Source organism: Pseudomonas sp. NPDC087614, from assembly GCF_044743485.1.
Lineage (GTDB): Bacteria > Pseudomonadota > Gammaproteobacteria > Pseudomonadales > Pseudomonadaceae > Aquipseudomonas > Aquipseudomonas baetica_A.
In genome coordinates this window covers 1-20,202 of record NZ_JBIUWN010000015.1, presented here as the reverse complement: position 1 = coordinate 20,202, position 20,202 = coordinate 1, and the positions used below count along the sequence as shown (strand labels likewise).

Sequence of the window (20,202 nt, the reverse complement as noted above, 5' to 3'; positions counted from 1 at the left end):
TCAGGTGATCTCCAGCTGACGCAGGCGGGTTTCGATGCGTTGCACTGCAAGGCTGGCCTGACGTTGCAAACCACCGTTCCAGCTCAACAACGCCGGGGCCTGACGCCCCAGTTTCATCGGCCCGGCACCGCGCACCAGCAATACCAGCGTGACATCCAGATCTGGCCCGAAGTACAACGCGGCGAGGCTCGCCAGCGCCGGGTGCGCCTCACCGTCCGGCAGGAAACGTCCGGCTTGCGCCGACAGCAACGGCCCCAGCGTCAGGCGAATGCCGGCGTGTTCATCCCAGACCCGAGTACCGGCCACGGCCGTGCGCCCCAGTTGCAGATTGCGTCCACCGGGTTTGATCACGCTGCGGCTGGCGGGCGGAATCTCGCGCCAGGCACCCTCATAAGCGTTCAGTTCGACCGGCACTTCAAACTGCTCGCGGACAATGGCGGCGAACCCGGCCAGTGAGCGGCGGCCATCGGCAAACAACGCTGTACAGGCCAACACCGCACAGTCCGGAACCGCTTGGCGCTCCTGCAAGGATTTGGGCAGTAAACCGGTCAGTGCGCGCAGTTGCGCCTGTACCGGCGAAGCCCCTGGCGTGACAAAGCCAAGCGCGATCCGGTGTTTGCGCATCACCTTGTACAGCAGGCTGAGCAGGCGATGCTGAAACAGATCGAGGAATTCGGCGGGCGCATGATCCTTGGCCCGGGCGCGTTGTTGCAGCCATTCCTGATAGGCGTAGGGCAGCGGGCCGTCGGGGCCGCCGAGGCCGAAGATCGGCGTGTCGAGGGTCAGCGGTGCGCCGGGCTCTTCGCACAGATTTTCGATCTGGCTGGTGGGAAACAACGGCGTCAACGGCCCTCGCAGTTTCAAGGCCTCCGCTTGGGGCGAAGTGCCGCTGCCGAGGGTTTCGGCCTGTGGTTGTTCGCGCTCCAGCAAGAGCAGCGCCTGCAACCACTCGAACGCTTGGGGATCGCGGCGCAGTCGTTGGCTCAGGGTCAGAGCGATAGGGGCATGCCGGCTTGGGGTTGCCATGCCTTGACCTCCTTGTCGGCTTGCATCAACACCGTGCGCACAAAGCGATTGGCCGTGGCGTACACCGAGAAAAACTGCGCGAGCACTGCCGAAAACAGCACTGCGCTGCTACCGACGAAATGCTGCGGATCAAGCTGCAGTTGCACCTCCAGACCGTTGCGCCAACCGCGCCAGGCATCGACGCCGACATGGCCGATCACTCGCTCGCAACTCAGGCTCAACAACCCTTCGATCTGGCGCAAAGCGCTGGCTTCGTCACGCAGGTTGTGCAGATGCAGAATCTCTTTCAATGCGTCGAGTGCCTGCGGGCCTTCGACCAGCGACAAGTGATTGAGGGTCAGTTGCGACACCAGCCGCCAGCGCGAATCACCGTCCAGTCGCGGCATGCTCTGCGGGCTTGGCGGATTGCGCAGGCGTGCCCACGCGACCGGGCCGGGGCGTTCGAAGCCCAGCGGTGTGCCGGCGGCCAGGCTCTGAGCCAAATGACGATTGGTGCAGAGCAGTTCGGCGGTGAGGCTGTAGTCGGGCAGATCCGTTTGCGGTTCGAAGCGGGTGTCGACCACGCTCACCAGCAGGTCACTGCCGAGCCGGTTCGGGGTCATGCCGCTGACTCGCCGGGCATGCCAGTAACGCTGTTGATCACCGCCGCTGTGCTGACTGCCGTAATACGCCGGCAGGCGCTGCACGCCGGCACTGGAGCTGGCACGCATGCCGCGAATGCTGTGGATCTCGACGCTGTTCTCACGGTGGCTGTCGGCGATCAAACGGTATTCGCTGCGGGTGCCATCGGGGCGCAGCGGCTCGGAGGTGCGCGGGAACAGGTTGATGGCGGGGGCGCAACCGAGGGCGATGTCGCTGGCCTGCAAATGCAGACGGCTGGTGGGGGCGCGGTCGAAAACGATGTACAGATAGAGCGTCTGACTGTCGCTGGAAACGCCACTGAGTGGCAGATCGAAGAAGTGGAATTTGTCCGGGAAGGCAAAGTACTCGGCCAGCAGACGCATGCCCGGATGCACGCCGTCTTCGTCGGGCAGCAGCACTTCGTCGTCGCTGAAACCGACGATCTTCGGCAAGCCTTTAACGGTCACCGGAACGCTGCCCGGCGACCCTGCCAGCACCTGCACGGCATGGGCGCCGAGCAAGTCATATAAACCGGCGTTGATCACCGGCGAAGCCGCCAGATGAATACGCAACTGCTCAATGCCCAGCTGCGCCCATTGGCTGTCACCCAGGCAGCGCAGACTCAGGCGCAATGCTGAGCGAGACTGCGCCACACCCGTAAGCGCCTGGGCTTCATCGCTGCCAAGCAACAAGGCCTCTGTGACTTCAACCGGCCACAAACGCACTGCGGCACTGGTGCGAAAGTGGATGCTTTCACCTTTGCTGGTGGTGACGAACAGCGGCGTGTCGCGGGGCAGGGGATAGCCTTCGTCGAGGTTGCCTTTGCTCGGGTCCGGTTCAAATTGCACGATGGCGCAGGACGGCAACGGGCGCATGGCCAACGGGTAAAGTTGTTCGAGCAGCGCGTCGCTGAACTCGGCGTAGTCATCGTCCAGTCGTCGTTGCAGACGCGCCGCCAGCAGCGCAAAACCTTCCAGTAAACGCTCGACATGCGGGTCCGGGCATTCGCCGGGGGACAGTTCCAGGCGCCGTGCGACTTTCGGATAGCGCTCGGCAAACTGGCTGCCGGCATGCCTGAGCCAGGTCAGTTCGCGTTGATAGTAGTCGAGCAGTTGCGGGTCAATCGAGTCGCTCATGGCGCACCTCCAGCCCTTGGCCGCCAGGCTCGATGACAAACGCCACCGGCCAGTGCTGGTGGCCGCTGCGCAACTCGCCGAGCAGGCGAATGCTCATTTGCTGAGGGTGTTCGGGCAACGGATTGACCTGAACCTCGCCCAGACGCAGGCGCGGTTCAAAATGTGTGATGGCTTCGCGAATGTCTCGCGCCAGTCGACGTCGGTCGTCGCTGCGCTGCTGTTGCAGAGCGCTCCAGTCAGCGATGCCGTAGTCGATCACGCTCGGCGGTGTGGTCAGTGTGCGCGGGCCACGGCGGGTGTTGAACAGGCGCCCGAGCTCGGCGTGCACCGAGTCGAGCAAATCCTGGCGATCAAATTCCCGCGCGCCCTCAGCCTCGCTGGATGCGAGGCGTTCGAACAGCGGGGGAAGCATGCCGGTGCCTGCCATGGCCGGGGCGCCGGGTTAGCTGACGAGCTTGTTGGCGGCCATGTCCCACGTCGACGCGGCGGTGCCTTCCTTGGTGCCGTCGTCCTTCTGCGCGGTGAGTTCCCATTTGATCTTGGTGAAGTTCAGGGAAACGGTTTCCACCGGTTTGCCTCCGGTACCGCCACTGACGCTGACGTTCGACAGCACCACGTTGGTCAGGGTGTAGATGATGAACGGCAAGAGTTGCCCGCTGCCTTCGGCGGCGTTGCGGCCGATGGTGATCTTGGCTTCTGGAATCGGCTTGCCGGCACAGCAGTATTCGTTGAGGGACGGCGTCGAGGTGTCGACGAATTTGGTCACGGTGAACTCGCCGACGTGAGGTTTACCGGAAGTGCGCTCCGAGTTGCTGACGTCATTGGTGACTTGCATCGCGACGTTGTGGCTGTAGGACATGACTTCGATCTTGTCCGCGTAACCCTCGAGCAGGCTGTCGCCTTTGATGTCGCCGCCGAGGTCGAGAATGATTGCATCCATCGCTTGAAACTCCTGAAAGGTGTCGCGCTAGATAAAGGACAGCCCCCGCCGCACGGGCGGCGGGGGCTGCAGGTCAGGCAGCTACCGGTGGCGGCAGGGTGGCGACCAGGCGGATCGAGGCGGTCAGCTCTTCGAGTTGAAAGTGCGGCCGCAGAAACACCGTGGCCCGATAGGCGCCCGGTTTGCCGGCGACTTCGGTGACGTCCACTCGCGCTTCGCGCAACGGGTACTGCGCCTTGATTTCCTGCGGCGCGTTGTCGTTGATCAGCACGTAGTCGGCGATCCAGTTGTTGAGGTAGGTCTGCACGTTGTCGCGGGTCATGAAACTGCCGACCTTGTCGCGCATGATCACCTTCAGGTAATGGGCGAAACGCGAGGCCGCGAGCACGTACGGCAACATCGCCGAGATGCGCGCGTTGGCATTGGCCTCGTTGGTGTTGTAGAGCTTGGATTTGTTGGTGGTCTGGCCGCCGAAGAACACGGCGACGTCGCTGTTTTTCTTGTGGCACAGGGCAATGAAACCGAGGTCGTTGAGCTCTTTTTCACGGCGGTCGGTGATCGCCACTTCGGTCGGGCATTTGAGCGACAGATCGCCCGAACTGGTGCGGAACGTGTGCGCCGGCAGGCCTTCTACTGCGCCGCCACCCTCAGCGCCACGAATTGCCGCGCACCAGCCGTATTTGGCGAACGCTTCGGTGATGCGTTGCGACAACGCCCACGCGGCATTGCCCCACAGGTATTTGCTGTGGTCGGTGCCGTTGACGTCCTCGACGTAGTTGATGCCTTCCACGGGCGAGGTGTCCGGGCCGTAAGGCAGGCGCAGGAGGAAGTGCGGCAGCACCAGCGAGACGTAGCGCGAATCTTCGCTCTCACGGAACGAGCGCCACTTGATCAGCTCCTGGCTCTCGAACACTTTCGACAGATCACGCGGCACCGCCAGTTCGGTGAAGCTGTTCATGTCGAACAGTCGCGGGCTGGCGGCGGCAATGAATGGCGCGTGCGCCGCAGCGGCGACGTTCGACAGTTTTTCCAGCAGGCCGATGTCCTGCGGGTGACGGCCAAAGGTGTAGTCACCCACCAGCAGGCTGAAGGGATGGCCACCGAAGGTGCCGTATTCCTCTTCGTAGATCTTCTTGAACAGGGCGCTCTGATCGAACTCGACGGCTTTTTCCAGGTCGTTCTGCAGCTCTTTCTGGGTCACGTTGAGCAGGCGCAGTTTCAGCCGGGTGCTGGTTTCGGTGTTCTGCACCAGCATGTGCAGGCCACGCCACGAGGCTTCGAGTTTTTGCAGGTCGGGATGGTGCAGCACCTCGTTGAGCTGGGCGCTGATCAGCTCGTCGATCTGGCTGATGCGGTCGTTGATCATCGCCACGGTGTCCTTGTCGATGGCCATGCCTTCGTCGAGCACCTGGGTGGCGAATTCCGCGAGCATGTCGCGGGCGTAATCCTGCTGACTGTCATCGTGGGCCATACGGCCATCGAGAATGATCTGGTCGAGCAGGGAAAGTGTCTCGGTTGTACTGTCGCTGGCTTGGTTCTTGGCGGCGGCGGGCATGGTGAATTCTCCCCTCGGTTAAGTGGACGATCAGGCTTGCGGTTCGGCCGGCGCCTCGGCATCAGCTGCCGGGGTAGCGGTGTCTGGGCGGGCCGATTTGATTTCCTGCAAGCCTTCGGTGTTGGCGATGACGTCGCGCAACAGTTTGTCCAGGTCATCGTTGCCGTCGAGTTTGGTCAACAGGTCACGCAGACGTTGGCGGGCCTCGAACAGGCGACGCAGCGGCGTGACTTGCTCCACTACCTTGACCGGGTCGAAGTCGTCGATGTGTTTGAAATTGAGTTCGATGTTCAGCTTGCTGTCGTCGCCGCTGAGGGTGTTGTTGACCTGCAACGTGGCGCGCGGGGCGATCGAGGCGAGTACTTCGTTGAAGTTGTCGCGGTCGATTTCGGTAAAACGCCGATCGGTCAGTTTCGCCAATGGTTCAAGGGGTTTGCCCGAGAGGTCGGCGAGGATGCCGACCACCAATGGCAATTCCTTTTTCTCGATGGCGTTGCCGATTTCGACGTCGTAAGTGATTTGCACTCGGGGCGGGCGCACCCGGTCGAGCTTGTGCTGAGTACTTTCTGCCATGTCGGCGGACTCCGATGCGATGAGCGGGCGCAATGCATCGGGGGGGCCCGTTCATCGCTTTCCCTTGCTGGACCGTAGGTTAGAAAGGGTGGCAGATGAGCTGTCGTTCCTTTGACAAACCTTCTTGGATTCGGCTGTAGGAACCGAACTACCCAAGACGCTAGAACAGGTCTATAAAAATGCAAGCAAAAACATTTTTGGACACGGCCGAGAAAAGGAAAATTCATTTTGTGCGGACGATTTTTTGTAGCGTTTTGGTTGGTGCTTCTGACGGGCTGTTCTTTCTTCGAGCCGACGGTGGACCTCGACAGCCTGACCCTCGACGTAGCCCCCAAGGCCAACGATGACACGCCGATTGCCGTGGATTTCATCGCCGTCAACGACCCTGATCTGCTCAAACAACTGTCCGGTATCAGCGCCAGTCAGTGGTTTGCCGAGCGCGAACAGTACCAGCGCGACTATCGTCAGTTGATGAGTGTGTGGGGGCTGGAGTTGGTGCCGGGGCAATTTATCGACCACCAACCCTTCCCGCTGGGGGGCAAGAAGGCGGCTGGACTTTTGGTCTTCGCCAGCTATAACACTCCCGGAGCGCACCGCTTGCGCCTCGATGATCAGCGTCGAGCGTGGCTGAAGTTCGACAGTCGCGAGATGAGCCTGGTCAGTCAGGAAAACTGAAACACACCGCCCGCCGCCGGATCGCGGCGAGGTCGAAGGGAGTCGTATGAGTTTGCTACCTGACGCGGTTTGCTGGCATGAAGGCATGCAATTGCTGCCGCAGCATTTTCAGTTGCAGGGGCTGCGGGCCGAAGCACTCGGCGCGCATCTGGCGCATGCGTGTAACCCGTGGTTCTGGGGCGTCAGCCACATGGAGTTTGACCCGTCGGCACTGAGCGCCGGCGTGGTGCGGGTGGTGTCGCTGCAAGGGACGATGCCCGACGGCTTGCCGGTGGATGTGCAGGCGGGTGTCGGCCCAGTGCTGGAACTGGATGTCAGCGCGGCGATCAACGCCACTGACGACGCCACCGTCACTGTGTTCCTGGCGATCAGCCCGATGTGGCGCGCCGGACAATTGCTGCCGCTCAAGGGCCGTTTGCAATCGGTCGTCGGCGAGGCGCTGCCGGATCTCACCAGCGGCCAATTCCCTGAATCGATCACGGTGTGGCGACCCAATCCACGCCTGTGCACACAACTGAACAAAGCCGACTCGATCTGCCTGCCGCTGCTGAAAATCCGCAAGGAGGGCGGAGGCTTCCTGGCGCTGGGTTATACGCCGCCAACGCCGATCCTGTTGCCCGAATCTGTGCTCGGTCGACGCATCGCCGGGCTCTGCGCGCGGGCTCGGGAGAAGTGTCTGTTTCTGGGCGGGCGCTTGCGTCAGGCGCAACAGGCCGGCAATCAGGATGATGCGCTGGAAATCCGTCGGCAGTTGACCGCGCTATGGGCACGCCTGCCGGAAGTCGAAGGTTCACTGAACAGCCGCATTGCCCAGCCGCAAAGGCTCTATGTGCAACTGCTCGGAATGGCCGGTGCATGGTCGGCGCTTGATCCGCTGGCCGGTGTGCCGGCGTTTGCGCCGCTGGATTTTCTCGAATTGCAGCGTGGTTACGACGCGGTGCTTCAGTGGCTGGAAAGCACCCTCGAACTGATTCGCGCCGGCTATCGCAGCCTGCCGTTCGAACGCAGCGAGCAGAGTTTTTCCATTCAGTTGCCCGATGAGCAACCGAGCCAGCGTCTGGTCATTGGCTTGCGCATGCCAAACGGCGCCAGCGAGCAAGCCGCGATTGACTGGTTGCGCGGCGCGATCATCGCCTCGGCACCACACATCTCGCTGCTCGGTCGCCAGCGCATGAGCGGTCTGCCCCATCAAGTGATGAACCGCAGCGAGCAGGTGGCCTACAGCGTGGGCGAGGACACGCGGCTGTTTGTCATCACCGCCGAAGGCGCGTGGTTCGACGCGCAACTGCCGCTGGTGATCGCCGCCCCCGCCGCGAAGCTGACCAGCAGTCCATGGCAAGTGGTGCTGTTTGTCGCCCAGAACAGTGAAAGTGCCTGATCACACAAGGAACGCCGTATGTCGCAAGGAAGTGCCGCAAGCCTGGGGTTGCAGGACGCACCGTTGAGCAGCGCGTTCCGGCAGACGTGGCAGCAATGGCAACAGGATTGGGTGCAATTGCCCAAGGACAGCGACGACGAAGCGGCGCTGGTGGAGACGGTGGTCGAGCTGTCGACGCAGGCTTCGCAACGGCTCTGGCGCACGGCGTATTCGCGGGTCGGTGATTCGGCGACGGATCAGGTCAAGGCACTGGTTTACGCGTTTGTTGCACTGGTCGATGAAACCCTGTTGTTTACGCCGTGGCCGGGGCAAGCGGCGTGGCAGGACAAACCGCTGGAGTCGCGGTTGTACGCCAGCCGTCAGGCGGGCGAGCAAGTGCCGGCGGCCATTCAAACCCTTCTCGATGAACAACAACCGACCACCCGCGATCTGGCCAACGTGTACTTGCAGTGCTTGATTCTCGGTTTCCACGGGCGTCTGCGCGGTGAGCACGCTCAGGCGCAACGGGAGAAATGGCGGCTGGCCCTGTTCAACTTTGCCTGGCAGGACGAAGCCACGTATGACGATGTCAGCCAGCGACTGGTGCAACCTTCACTGGTGGCGCCGTTGCAGTTGCCCGTGCGCACCGCGCTGCCGGACGGCTTTCGTCTGGCGTTGGGTATTCTCGCGATGGTGTTGTTGCTGACCGGACTTGGCCAGTTCCTGTGGCGTGACATTCGTTCCGAGCTCGATCCGGTGCTGCAAATGACCGATTCAGTGGCCGCGCCGGAGCAAGACTCATGAGCCCCCTGACGATTGTCGCGTGGGTCGTCGCGCTGCTGCTGTTGCTGGTCATCATCGCCGTGGCCGTGTGGTGGCTACGGACCCAGAGCGGCGCGGCTATCCGCAGTTTTTATGCGTCCGTGCGCCATATGGAGCAGGAGCAGGGCAGTCACGATCGTTATCAGATGCCGTGGATGTTGATGCTCGGCGATGAAACTCAAGGCACACAATTGGTCACCGAGTGGCGATTGCAGCCGACCGATAAACCGGCGTGGTTTGGCCGCTGGTGGTCGGACCCCGAAGGCGCTGTGCTGGTGGTGCCGCAGGCATTGTTTCTGCCGGACGACGGCATGCATTTGCAGCGCGGTGGCTGGTGGCGACTGCTTGGGTTGATCCTGCGCATGCGCAGCAAGCGGCCGCTGGACGGCGTGATCTGGACGGTGCCGGTCAGCCAACTGAGCAATCTTGAGCAGGCTGCCAGCCTTGGTCTGGCCGCACGCCGACGCTTTATCGATCTGCTGCAACGCTTTGGCTTGAGCGTGCCGGTGTACGTGATCGTCACCGGACTGGAAGAGTTGCCGGGGTTTCAGGAGCTGATCAGCGCCTTGCCCGAGGAGGCCCGTGAACGCACCTTGGGCTGGTCGTCGCCCTACGCGCGCGATGCCGTGTGGCAAGGGCAGTGGAGTGATCAGGCGCTGGATCGAATCCACCGCGCCATGGCCGAAGCCGTGATCGAAATCGGCACGTTGTCGGGGCAGTTGAGCGCCGACCTGTACGCCTTGCCGGAGCGTCTTGAGACGCTGCGCCGTGGACTTCAGAGCGTGCTCGAACCGGTTTTTCAGGGCAACGCGCAGGGCGAAGCACCGTGTTTTCGCGGTGTGTATTTCACCGCCAATGAAGCTTCAGAGGACGCCAAGGACGGCTTTTGCGCCGATGACAGCGGATTGCAGCAGAGCGTGTTCGTGCGCCAGTTGTGGCGTCAGCGTCTGGTCGGCGAACACGGACTGGCCCAAGGCGTGCCGCGTCTGTTGCGTTTGCGTCAGCGTTGGCAGCGGCTGACAGCCGGGGTGGCGTTGGTGGTCGCAGTGGTCTGGGCGGTAGCGATGCTGTGGGTCTGGCACCAGTCGGTCAAGGATGCCCACGAACTGGCGCGGCTGATGCAGGGCGCGCAAAAGAGTTACGTGGCGGTCACCGATGAGGCGCATCGGATTGAACCGACCCGGCGCAATGTGCAGGGTTTCTGGCGGGTGCTGGAGCGAGCACCGCAATGGCGCTACGTTTCGCTGGCATTTCCGTCCTCTTGGTTTTCATCCCTGGACACCCTGCTTGAGCAGGAGCTGTTCCGCTCAGCTCAGGGTCAAATGCTCGTGCCGCTGCATGAACTGCTGGTCGCTGAACTGGCGAAAATCAAAACGATCCGCGCCACTGATCGGCGCAGCAGCATTGAAAGTGAAGACCCGGCGCAGTGGAAAAACTATCAAAAGGCCACGGATCTGGTGGACCGGGCATTACGTCTGGAGCAGCAGAACCAATTGTTTGGCGAAGTGCAGAACAATCAGCGGGCACCGCTGGACGATCTGGTGCAACTGAGCAACAGCGCTCTATCACTGAACCTCAATGCCGCGACATTGCCCCATGCCGCGTATTACAACCGGTTGTTGGCGGCGGGTGATGGCGGCAATTTGCAGGCGTTGGATTTGAGCGTCGAGCAGCCGCTGATACTGAGCAACTTCAACGGGTTGATGGAACTCTGGCTCAATCAGTATTTCCTTGCCGACAACTTTGTCAGCAAGGCCGGTTACCTCAAGTTGCACCTGGAACAACTGGAGGCCGGCAGTGGCAACAGCCTCGGTGAACTGGAAGAACTGCGCGCACTGATTGATGGCCTGCAAGCAGCGATTTCCATGACCAACGCGGCGTGGGGACGCGGCAAGGGCCAGGAACTGGTGCCCGGCTATCGCGCTTTTCTCGACAAGGTGCACAAGAGTTCATTGCTGGGGCCAACCGTGGAGCAACAACTGGAAAACCAGGCCAGCAAATTGCAGCAGAGTTTTCGTGACCAATGGATCGCCCGCGCAGGTTCACGGGACAACTTGCTGGTGCAGCAAGGCAGTGGACAACTGGCGCTGCAGGAACACGTGATCAAACTCGATAACGCCCTGCAGTCGCTATTCAAACGCGATTTTCTGGCCGTTGCCTTGCGCGCCAATCAAGACAATGGGGGCATGCAAGGCCAGACCGTGGACGGCGATGACTTCAACCTGTCGTTGAGCTATTTCGCCAGTTACAAAAGCTACGTGGCTGAAGAGCTGCCCCGGATCCCGCCGGCCTATCGCGGGGCGGTGTTGCAAGCCGCCGAAAACGCCGCCGCCCAGGCGATGTGGCTCAGCCTCAGGGATCACGACGACCGGACTCAATCGTACGCAGTGTTCAACGTGCGCGCCGAGCAGGCCATGGCCCTGCAAAAAGCCTTTGTGGAACTGCGTCGCAGTGATCTGGCGGCACGTTTGCAAGGCGGGTTGAACCGTCGGGCGATGGCGCAGATTGTCAGTGGCCTGAATGAAATCAGCGACCAGCCGCTGTTTGGCGGGCGCACTGAAGTCAGTCAGTGGGACGGCTCGAAAAACCTCGGTCTGCAACTGTACGGCGCCAGTGATGTGCAGGACTTGAAACTGAGCCTCAAGCAGCAGTTCAACACCATGCTCGGCATCACCGAACGGCGCACCTCGGCGTTGCAATGGCTGATGACTCAACAGGGCAGTCTGTCGGCGCTGGATTACGAGCGGGTGACACAGTTCAGCGCGCTCAACGACGACTTGCTCAAGTACAAGGATTCGAACCCGGCCAGCTCACCGGCGCAGATCGAGCAACTGGTCAGCCGCGACTTCATCGAGATGGATACCGCCTCGTGCGAACACGTATTACAGACCGCCAATGTTGCTCCCGGACGCAGCACGCTGGCGATGCGTGCCGTGGAACTGCAACAGTCCGCCATGCAGCGTTGCCAGTCCCTGCAACAGCAACAGGCCGCAGCGGCATGGAATGAACTGGCCAACTATTTCAATCAATACCTGGCCGATCGCTTTCCCTTCGCCAATGGCGTGCAAGCGCAGGATGCCGACCCGGCACGGGTTCAGTATTTCCTCGAGATCATCGACAAACGCTTGCCGGTGGCGCAGGCCGGACTGGTCCTGAGCCAGACACCGGAACGCTTGGCGGCGGAGGATTTTCTCAATCGCCTGAAGCAGGCGAGCGTCTGGCTCAAGCCGCTGTTCGTGCGCGACAAGAGCGGCATTCTCGGCGTTGAACTGGACGTGCGTTGGCGTACCGATCGTGATGATGAAAAGGGCGCCGATAAGGTGATTGCCTGGAGCCTGCTCGCCGGCCGTCAGGAGATCAACTACCCGGCAGCCGAAGAGCCGAATCTGCGCTGGAGGGTTGGCCAGCCTATTCGCCTGACCCTGCGCTGGGCGCGTAACGGCAAGGAACGTCCGGTCAACGATCCGCTGCAACCGAACCTGGTGGTGCGCGATCTGGAGGCAGGCTGGGAGTACGGCGGGCCGTGGTCGCTGCTGCGCCTGATGCGTGCGCATTTCTCGGTGCAGCGCCAGCCGAGCATGGATTACACCGATTTCCCGCTGGCCCTGCGTTTGCCGGTGACCGGGGCGCCCGACAGCGTTACCAGTGAATTCGCACGAATGTACGTGCGCCTGTCGTTGATGAGTCAGGGCTCGAAACTGCCGCTGTCGATTGCACCGTTGCCCACGCGCGCACCGCACTCACCGTTTCAGTTCATCGGCACGACGACGGCCGCCATTGAATCGCAGAAGGAGGGATTGTGAATCTGCCATCGACCCCGTTGCCGGATCTGATTGATCAGTTGCTTGCGCCGATCAGCGCAGAAGCGCCGTGCGGCGTCGATCTGCGCTATGAACGCGAGTTCGACCAGTTGCGCGACCTGCGCCGCGAAGACGACGCCAGCCTGCCGACCGGCGTGTGGCAGTCGACGCTGAAGCGGGCGAACTGGCCGCAAGTCGAAAAGCTCACGACCACGTTGTTGCTGGAACGCAGCAAGGACCTGATGCTCAGCGCCTGGCTCGGCGAAGCGTGGCTGCACCAACAGGCGCTGGACGGTTTACCCGGTAGCCTGGCGCTGATTGCCGGTTTGTGTGAGCGTTTTCCCGACCAGTTGCACCCGCAAGCCGAGGACGGCGACCAGTCATGGCGGGTTATTCCTCTGGAATGGCTGGTGCGTCGATACAGCGAGGTGTTGCTCACCCGGGTGCCGCTGTTCGGCAGTCGCAACAGCGATTTCGAGGCCTATACCCTTGAAGTCTGGCGGCGTTTGCAGGTTCAGCAGGTGCAGGCCAACGACAGCAAGAATGCCAAGACATCGGCGCAAACCGCGAGCAATGAACAGAAGAAACTCAACGATCAGATCCGCGTTACGCCGCTGGCGTTCTGGCTACGCACCCAAGGCAATCTGCTGCTGAGCCTGCAACACCTGCAACGGCTCGACACCTGGAGCGAGGCTTATCTGGGCGATCAGGGCCCGGGGTTACGCCCGTTGCAGGACATCATTGAAGCGCTGCTGAAGCTGGTTCAGGAGTTTATCGCCATGCACCCACAACAACCGGCGTCGTCCGCGCCAATGCCCGACGTACCCGCCGCCGTGGCGCCATCGACTGAAGAAACCCCAGTGGCTCAGGTGTTTAGCGAACCGGCAAGCCGCGAAGAGGCCTACCGCCAATTGCTGCTGATCGCCGAATACCTGGCGCGCACCGAGCCCCATAGCCCGGTGCCGTATCTCATCCGGCGTGGAGTCGAGTGGGGCAACAAACCGCTGAGCGAGCTGCTTGGCGAGTTGATCTCGGCAGATGCCGAGTCACGACGTTTATGGACGTTGCTCGGGGTGCTTTAGTGCACGCGCTGATTGCCGGTTTTCGACGGCAGTTGAATCGGTGTGAGTACCGGTTGGCCTGAAAAGAACGCCACGAGGTTTTTGCCCACCAACTCGACGGTACCTCGAATGGCTTCCGGTGACAGACCGGCGACGTGTGGCGTGAGCAGCACATTGCTGAGGGCTTTCAGCGCCTCCGGCACTTGTGGTTCGTGGTCGAATACATCCAGCGCGGCACCGGCGATTCGGCGTTGTTCAAGGGCCGTGATCAGGTCCGCGGTGGCGATCACACTCGCCCGCGCAATATTGACGATGAAACCTTTGGGCCCCAGCGCATCAAGTACCGGGCGGGTTACCAGGTGCTGAGTGCCGATGCCGCCGGGTGTGGCGACGATGAGAAAGTCCGACGCCCGAGCCAATTCGGTCGGCGTCGAGCAGAACGCGTAAGGCACGTCATTGCGTACCTGACGGCTGTGATAGCTGATCTGCATGTCGAAGCCCAGGCCTGCGCGTTTGGCAATCGCCATGCCCACAGATCCCAAGCCGAGAATCCCCAAATGTTTGCCGGCCAGCGACGGACGCATGATCTTCGGCCATTCACCCCGACGCACGGCCGCATCGCAACGTGGAATGTCACGCACCAACGCCAGCAGCATGGCCATCGCGTGATCAGCCACCGACGAGGCGTTGACCCCGGCGCCATTGGTCACAGTGATCCCGCGATCACTGGCGGCTTGCAAGTCGACGTGTTCGTAACCGGCACCAATCACCGTGATGATTTTCAGCGCGGGCAGGGCGGCGATTTCGTCGGCGGTCAGGCCCAAGGGGCCACGGGTGAGCACAGCGTCGATGCGGCTGCCATGGGTGGCGATCGCTTGAGCGCGTTCGGCGGGTGTCGGCGCCAGAATCAGGTGGAAGCCCTGATGTTCAAGAATCGGCAAATAGTCATTGATGGTTTCAACCAGTACCAGAACGGATGCGGGCATTGCGCGGCTCCTGTGATCGTCGGTGTCGAGGGCATCAAATGAGTTTCAGAGTGCTGATAGCAAGGCAGCATGGCAATGGTCGACATTCAAGCATGGGTGCTTTGATTCTGGACGGCTTCGCGCAAGAAGCAAGGGCCGCAGCACACCGGCTATCCAGTGCGCTCAAGGTTGGCGACTGATCGTGTTTGAGCCAGACGGTCAGTTCCCACAGTTGTCAATTAGCGGTCGGCGGCCTTTACCCCCCCCACACACATGAACTCGTGGTTTCAAACCTGAGTCGCACGTTGCTTACCTGCAATCTGTCAGATATTTCGTCAGCTTTTGTAGCTGATAAACGCGATTCTTGGCTTCCGTGTAAAGACATCCGTAGTTACGTGCCAATGCCCACAAATTCTTGCGTCGTTGCCTACGCGTGCGCCAGAATCCGCCGGCTTGTGCGCCTGGAGGGCGGTCGGTAACTTGGTTCGCATCACTGATTTCCAGTGATCGGGCTTAGCGGCCCGGTTTGTTCTCGGTTGCATAAGTCTTATCTAGACGGGCATATGCCTGCGCTTGATGGTGGCTGTGCGCATGGCACCTTCGGGTGCGCCGGGTTTCGAGAACTTACCGGTCCGCTAACTTGCGCATAGCCGCCACCCTTTTGCTTAGCGGCGAGAGGGGAGGCGGCATTACCGGAGGTAAGTTCTCAATGTTCAAGGTAACGCCAAACCCGCCGAATCCCGATCCGGCATCCCCCTACGAATCCCCTGGCTCCAAGAAATTCCACGAAGCCGCCGAGCGCGCCCTCGACCACTACCTGGATCCGCCAGCCGCCAAAGTCATGGCCGCGCCCTACGCACCCAATCGCCTGTACATGGCCAACCCCGCCGCCGGCAACGAACCCCTGCTGGCCGATGCGAGCGAAACCCTCGGTTCGGCCAACGTCATGCTCAACAACTTCGCCGCCCTGCTGGAAGGCACCCATCGCCAGACCGCATTAGGCATCGCCCAGAACGTGATGCTGGCTGAACTGGCGGTCAATCAGGTGCTCGATAATCTGGTGCCCACGGAATAAGCCAAACGCTGCGTCGGGGTCATTCGCCTCGCCGCAGTCTCTGTCATGGCGTTGTATGAGGCGGCCTGCTCGACTCCCGGATTTTGCCTGCGAAACCCTCGGATCCATCCGCTTTCCGGCAAGCGATGAGCGCGAAATCATGAGGACTCAATGCAGTCTGAGCAGCCACTGCCAACAGCCAAGGAAGGCCAGTTTTGCATTTCACTTGGATTCATATTGGGTCGATCGGTCTGATCAAGTTTTTTCGGTCACATGTGGCACTGAAACATGCCTAAAAACGACAGTTAACCTTTCCATGGCCGACATATATTTTGCCAAAAGCGACATTCAATAATCTGATCCGCACAACCATTGCTCAGCTAAGTCTTTGCTTCTGTTGATTTATCACGGAGAATCGCGCCCCTGTTTCGGCCGGAGCATGTCTGTCGGTTTTTTCCGACGCGTCCTGACCGAGTGGCAAGTGACCGGAATGCGGAGATCCGACCGGATGAATGAGCAGGCCAATAGCGTCAACGAACGCTATGAAGCAGCACCAGCCGAGCTGTCGAGCTGGAGTCGCCAGGACACCACCTGGATGTTGGGACTGTTTGGGACGGCGATTGGCGCCGGTACCCTGTTTTTGCCAATCAATGCGGGGCTGGGCGGCTTCTGGCCGCTGGTGATCCTCGCGCTGCTGGCGTTCCCGATGACGTTCTACGCACACCGTGGCCTGACCCGTTTTGTGCTCTCCGGTCGCGAAGGCGCCGACATCACTGAAGTGGTCGAGCAGCATTTCGGCATCAAGGCCGGGGCGCTGATCACATTGCTGTACTTTTTCGCCATTTTCCCGATTCTGCTGATCTACAGCGTGGGCCTGACCAACACGGTTGCCAGTTTCCTCGAACACCAACTGCACATTACGCCGCCACCGCGGGTGATTTTGTCGTTTGTGCTGATCCTCGGTCTGCTGGCGGTGGTACGTTGCGGCGAGCAGGCGATCGTCAAGGCGATGAGCCTGATGGTTTACCCGTTTATCGTCGCGCTGCTGTTTCTGGCGGTGTACCTGATCCCGCACTGGAATGGCGGCATCCTCGCCACCGCTTCGCACGTACCGGCACCATCCGCGTTGCTGCATACGCTGTGGCTGGCCATTCCGGTGATGGTGTTCTCGTTCAACCACTCGCCGATCATTTCCGCGTTTGCGGTCGATCAGAAGCGTCGTTACGGCGTTCACGCACAAGAGCGCAGTTCGCAGATCCTGTCCCGCGCTCATGCGTTGATGGTGCTGATGGTGCTGTTCTTCGTGTTCAGTTGCGTACTGACGCTGTCGCCCGCGCAACTGGCTGAAGCGAAGGCGCAGAACCTGTCGATCCTGTCGTACCTGGCCAACCACTTCAGCAACCCGACCATTGCCTTCGCGGCACCGTTGATTGCATTCGTGGCGATTTCCAAGTCGTTCCTCGGTCACTACATCGGTGCCAGCGAAGGTCTGAAAGGTCTGATCGTCAAGAGCGGCAAGCGTCCGGGGGCGAAAGCGCTGGATCGCATTGTGGCGGCGTTCATGCTGGTCATCTGCTGGATCGTGGCGACGCTGAACCCGAGCATTCTGGGCATGATTGAAACCATCGGCGGCCCGGTGATTGCGGCCATTCTGTTTTTGATGCCGATGTACGCGATTCGTAAAGTGCCGGCGATGGCGCGCTATCGTGGGCAGGCGTCGAACGTGTTTGTCACGGCTGTGGGGCTGGTGGCGATTTCGGCGTTGATTTATTCGCTGACGGCGTAGGCCAAAGCGCCGGATACTCAGCTACAGTGGCCGCTGTGCGTGATGCGCACAGCGGCTTTTTTTCGTCTGGAGACAGTGGATTGTCGAGCGCCCCGCAACCTGTTGAACCCACCCACCGCTGGCAGGACGTACTCGCCGGCCTGTCGATTGCCGGGCTGCTGTTGCCTGAAGCGGTCGCGTATTCGACCATCGCCGCGCTGGCGCCGCAGGCCGGAGTCATCGCGCTGTTTGCCGGGTTGCTCTGTTACGGGTTGTTCGGCACCAGCCGCTTTGCGATTGTTTCGGCCACCTCGTCATCCGCGGCGGTGCTGGCGGCGGCGACAGCGACGCTGGCTCAGGGTGATCCGCAATTACGCTCGACCTTGGCGGTCGGCTTGGTGCTGGTCACCGGGGCGCTGTTTTTGCTGGCGGGGATCTTTCGTTTCGGCAGCGTCACTGCATTTATCGCCAAACCGGTGTTGCGCGGATTTGCCTTTGGTCTGGCGCTGACGATCATTCTCAAACAGGTTGCCAGCGTCGTCGGTGTGCATCTGAGCGACGCCAATCTGGTGCGCTTCGCCCCGCAACTGCTGGAGCAACTGCCGCAATGGAACTGGCCGGCGGCGGGCGTCGCCGCTGTGGCGCTGGTGTTGCTGGGGCTGTTCTCACGCTTTCCACGGGTGCCGGGTGGCTTGCTGGTGGTGGTGATCGGCATTGTGGCCGGGCAATGGCTGAACCTGCCGGCCTATGGCGTGAAGATGATCGGACTCATCGATCTGAGCCTGGAAGTGCCGACTCTGCCAGTGCTGCCATTTGCTGATTGGCTGCGGTTGGGGGAGGTTGGGTTTGCGCTGGTGATGATTCTGTATGCGGAGTCTTTCGGCTCGATCAGTTCGTTTGCGCTCAAGCATGGCGACCGGGTGACTTCCAATCGCGATCTGCTGGCATTGGGGGCGTCGAACCTGTTGTCCGGGTTGTTTCATGGCATGCCGGCAGGGGCAGGGTATTCGGCGACATCGGCGAATGAGGCGGCGGGTGCGACTTCACGCTGGGCGGGTGGGGTTGCGGCGATGGTGGTGTTGCTGATCGTGCTGACGGTGTTGCCATGGATCGCCCTGACGCCGGAGCCGATTCTTGCCGCCATCGTCATGCATGCGCTGGGCAGGGGCTTGAGCTTGCAGCCGCTGGGTCGCTACTTCATTTGGCGCCGGGATCGGGTATTGGTGCTCTGTGCTGTGGGCGCGGTGCTGGTATTGGGCGTGCTGGATGGTTTGCTGGTGTCGGTGGCAATCAGTGTATTGCTGATGCTCAAGCAGATGTCGGCGGCGGATATTCAGGTACTGGGGCGGATTGACGGCGGGCATGATTTCGTCGACTTGCAGCGTCATCCGAGCGCGACAGCGGAGTCGGGTGTGTTGATTGTGCGGCCCAGTGAGGCGTTGTTCTTTGCCAATGTCGAACGGATTCTCGGCGCGGCGTTGCATTTGGTCCGCCATTCGCCGGTGCCGGTGCACACGGTGATCCTCAGCCTGGAGGAAACGCCCAACCTGGATGGCACCAGCATCGAGGCCATGCAGGAGTTTTTTCTGCGGGTGGATCAGGAGGGTAAGCGACTGATCCTGGCGCGGCTCAAACATGAGGCCAAGAGTGCCTTGGCGAAGCTGCCGGAGGTTTCTGCCAATGACGTGATTCTTAGCGGGCTAAGTGTCGATGGCGCTGTCCAGCAAGCCCAATCCCACAGGTAATTTGAGTCCGATTGTTTGGGGTATAAAAAAACGCCGCTCATCTCACGATGGGCGGCGTTTTTCATTGCGTTGCAGCGTTAGGCTTGAACGACCGGGATGTTGGCGTTCGCAGCCGCTTCACGGAACTCGGCAATCTGGTCGAAGGACAGGTAGCGGTAGATATCGGCCGCCATGCTGTCGATCTTGCCAGCGTATTCCATGTACTCCTCGACGGTCGGCAGGCGACCCAGGATCGAAGCAACGGACGCCAGCTCGGCCGAAGCCAGGTAGACGTTCGCGCCGTCGCCCAGACGGTTCGGGAAGTTACGGGTGGAGGTCGACACCACGGTGCTGTTCGGCTCAACGCGTGCCTGGTTACCCATGCACAGCGAGCAGCCTGGCATTTCCATGCGAGCACCAGCCTTGCCGTAGATGCCGTAGTAGCCTTCTTCGGTCAGTTGGTGAGCGTCCATTTTGGTCGGCGGCGACAGCCACAGACGGGTTGGCAGCTGACCCTTGACCTGGTCCAGCAGTTTACCGGCAGCGCGGAAGTGACACATTATAGAAAAGCACTAAACTAATAACACTTCGTCGATCTTCTCGCCAGCAACGCTGGACAGCAGACGGGCGTCGTCCGGATCGTTCGGCGCGCAGAGCACAGGCTCGTTGACGTCGGCCAGATCGATTTCGATGACTTCGGCGTATTCGGCGTCGGCATCGGCTTCCATCAGCTCAGGGTTGGCAACCCAGGCTTCCATTGCTTGCGCGCGACGTTCCAGGGTACGTGCATCGCCGTAGCCTTCGCCGATCATCCAGCGCAGCAGGGTGATGTTGGAGTTCAGGTACTCGGTGATCGACTCTTTCGACAGCTTGATGGTGCAACCGGCAGCCGAACGTTCGGCCGAGGCGTCGGACAGCTCGAAAGCCTGTTCCAGCGTCAGACCTTCCAGGCCTTCGATTTCCAGGATGCGTCCGGAGAAGGCGTTCTTCTTGCCTTTCTTCTCGACGGTCAGCAGACCGTTCTGAATGGCGAAGTAAGGAATGGCATCAACCAGGTCACCCAGGGTGATGCCAGGCTTCATTTTGCCTTTGAAGCGCACCAGGATCGATTCCGGCATGTCCAGCGGC

15 protein-coding genes and 1 pseudogene are annotated in these 20,202 nt (G+C 61.0%); 8 read left to right on the top strand and 8 right to left on the bottom strand.

Annotated features, from left to right (window positions below; genetic code table 11):
• From tssG to tssB, 6 genes are all read right to left on the bottom strand, one after another.
• A complete protein-coding gene (gene tssG, locus ACIOWA_RS08430; RefSeq protein WP_339432715.1) occupies positions 1-1,026 on the bottom strand; it encodes a type VI secretion system baseplate subunit TssG in 1,026 nt (341 codons plus the stop codon).
• The gene (gene tssF, locus ACIOWA_RS08425; protein WP_401159257.1) at positions 990-2,783 is read right to left on the bottom strand and encodes a type VI secretion system baseplate subunit TssF; all 1,794 of its coding nucleotides are present in this window, start codon (positions 2,781-2,783) and stop codon (positions 990-992) included. The genes tssG and tssF overlap by 37 nt, the downstream gene beginning before the upstream one ends.
• Positions 2,767-3,210: a type VI secretion system baseplate subunit TssE gene (gene tssE / locus ACIOWA_RS08420; RefSeq protein ID WP_221732672.1), complete on the bottom strand. Its 444-nt coding sequence runs from the start codon at positions 3,208-3,210 to the stop codon at positions 2,767-2,769. The genes tssF and tssE overlap by 17 nt, the downstream gene beginning before the upstream one ends.
• A gap of 15 nt (positions 3,211-3,225) precedes the next feature.
• The gene (locus tag ACIOWA_RS08415; protein WP_221732671.1) at positions 3,226-3,723 is read right to left on the bottom strand and encodes an Hcp family type VI secretion system effector; all 498 of its coding nucleotides are present in this window, start codon (positions 3,721-3,723) and stop codon (positions 3,226-3,228) included.
• Positions 3,724-3,796: 73 nt separating this feature from the next.
• The gene (gene tssC / locus ACIOWA_RS08410) at positions 3,797-5,278 is read right to left on the bottom strand and encodes a type VI secretion system contractile sheath large subunit (protein WP_339432712.1); all 1,482 of its coding nucleotides are present in this window, start codon (positions 5,276-5,278) and stop codon (positions 3,797-3,799) included.
• A 30-nt stretch (positions 5,279-5,308) separates the two neighbouring features.
• Complete coding sequence (gene tssB, locus ACIOWA_RS08405) at positions 5,309-5,851, bottom strand: type VI secretion system contractile sheath small subunit (protein ID WP_339465613.1); 543 nt, start codon at positions 5,849-5,851, stop codon at positions 5,309-5,311.
• Between the two features lie 228 nt (positions 5,852-6,079).
• Here tssB and ACIOWA_RS08400 point away from each other — a divergent pair, with 228 nt between their 5' ends.
• Genes ACIOWA_RS08400 through tssA form a run of 5 tightly spaced genes read left to right on the top strand, consistent with a single transcriptional unit; the run spans position 6,080 to position 13,587 of the window.
• Positions 6,080-6,526, top strand: a complete 447-nt coding sequence (locus ACIOWA_RS08400; RefSeq protein WP_339432710.1) for a type VI secretion protein — start codon at positions 6,080-6,082, stop codon at positions 6,524-6,526.
• A gap of 46 nt (positions 6,527-6,572) precedes the next feature.
• Positions 6,573-7,904, top strand: a complete 1,332-nt coding sequence (gene tssK / locus ACIOWA_RS08395; protein WP_401159253.1) for a type VI secretion system baseplate subunit TssK — start codon at positions 6,573-6,575, stop codon at positions 7,902-7,904.
• Positions 7,905-7,922: 18 nt separating this feature from the next.
• On the top strand, positions 7,923-8,687 hold the full coding sequence (locus ACIOWA_RS08390) for a DotU/TssL family secretion system protein (protein WP_401159251.1): 765 nt from the start codon (positions 7,923-7,925) through the stop codon (positions 8,685-8,687).
• Positions 8,684-12,508 (top strand): type VI secretion system protein, encoded by a 3,825-nt coding sequence (locus ACIOWA_RS08385; RefSeq protein WP_401159249.1) that lies wholly within the window; start codon positions 8,684-8,686, stop codon positions 12,506-12,508. Before ACIOWA_RS08390 ends, ACIOWA_RS08385 begins: the two co-directional genes overlap by 4 nt.
• A complete protein-coding gene (tssA, locus tag ACIOWA_RS08380) occupies positions 12,505-13,587 on the top strand; it encodes a type VI secretion system protein TssA (protein WP_339432706.1) in 1,083 nt (360 codons plus the stop codon). The genes ACIOWA_RS08385 and tssA overlap by 4 nt, the downstream gene beginning before the upstream one ends.
• Here the strand turns inward: tssA and ACIOWA_RS08375 are convergent.
• Entirely contained in the window at positions 13,584-14,552 is a 969-nt protein-coding gene (locus ACIOWA_RS08375) for a 2-hydroxyacid dehydrogenase (RefSeq protein WP_401159247.1), read from the bottom strand. The two genes, tssA and ACIOWA_RS08375, sit on opposite strands and share 4 nt — an antisense overlap.
• 688 nt (positions 14,553-15,240) lie before the next feature.
• On the opposite strand from ACIOWA_RS08375, the gene ACIOWA_RS08370 reads away from it, so the two are divergent.
• From ACIOWA_RS08370 to ACIOWA_RS08360, 3 genes are all read left to right on the top strand, one after another.
• Positions 15,241-15,606 carry a DUF6124 family protein gene (locus ACIOWA_RS08370; RefSeq protein ID WP_339465606.1) on the top strand — a complete coding sequence of 122 codons (366 nt, stop codon included), beginning with the start codon at positions 15,241-15,243 and terminating at the stop codon, positions 15,604-15,606.
• A gap of 487 nt (positions 15,607-16,093) precedes the next feature.
• Positions 16,094-17,371 (top strand): HAAAP family serine/threonine permease, encoded by a 1,278-nt coding sequence (locus tag ACIOWA_RS08365; protein ID WP_221732714.1) that lies wholly within the window; start codon positions 16,094-16,096, stop codon positions 17,369-17,371.
• A gap of 80 nt (positions 17,372-17,451) precedes the next feature.
• On the top strand, positions 17,452-19,095 hold the full coding sequence (locus tag ACIOWA_RS08360; RefSeq protein WP_401159244.1) for a SulP family inorganic anion transporter: 1,644 nt from the start codon (positions 17,452-17,454) through the stop codon (positions 19,093-19,095).
• Between the two features lie 77 nt (positions 19,096-19,172).
• Here ACIOWA_RS08360 and ACIOWA_RS08355 read toward each other — a convergent pair.
• Positions 19,173-20,202 (bottom strand): annotated as a pseudogene (locus ACIOWA_RS08355) (aconitase family protein); the annotation flags it as partial.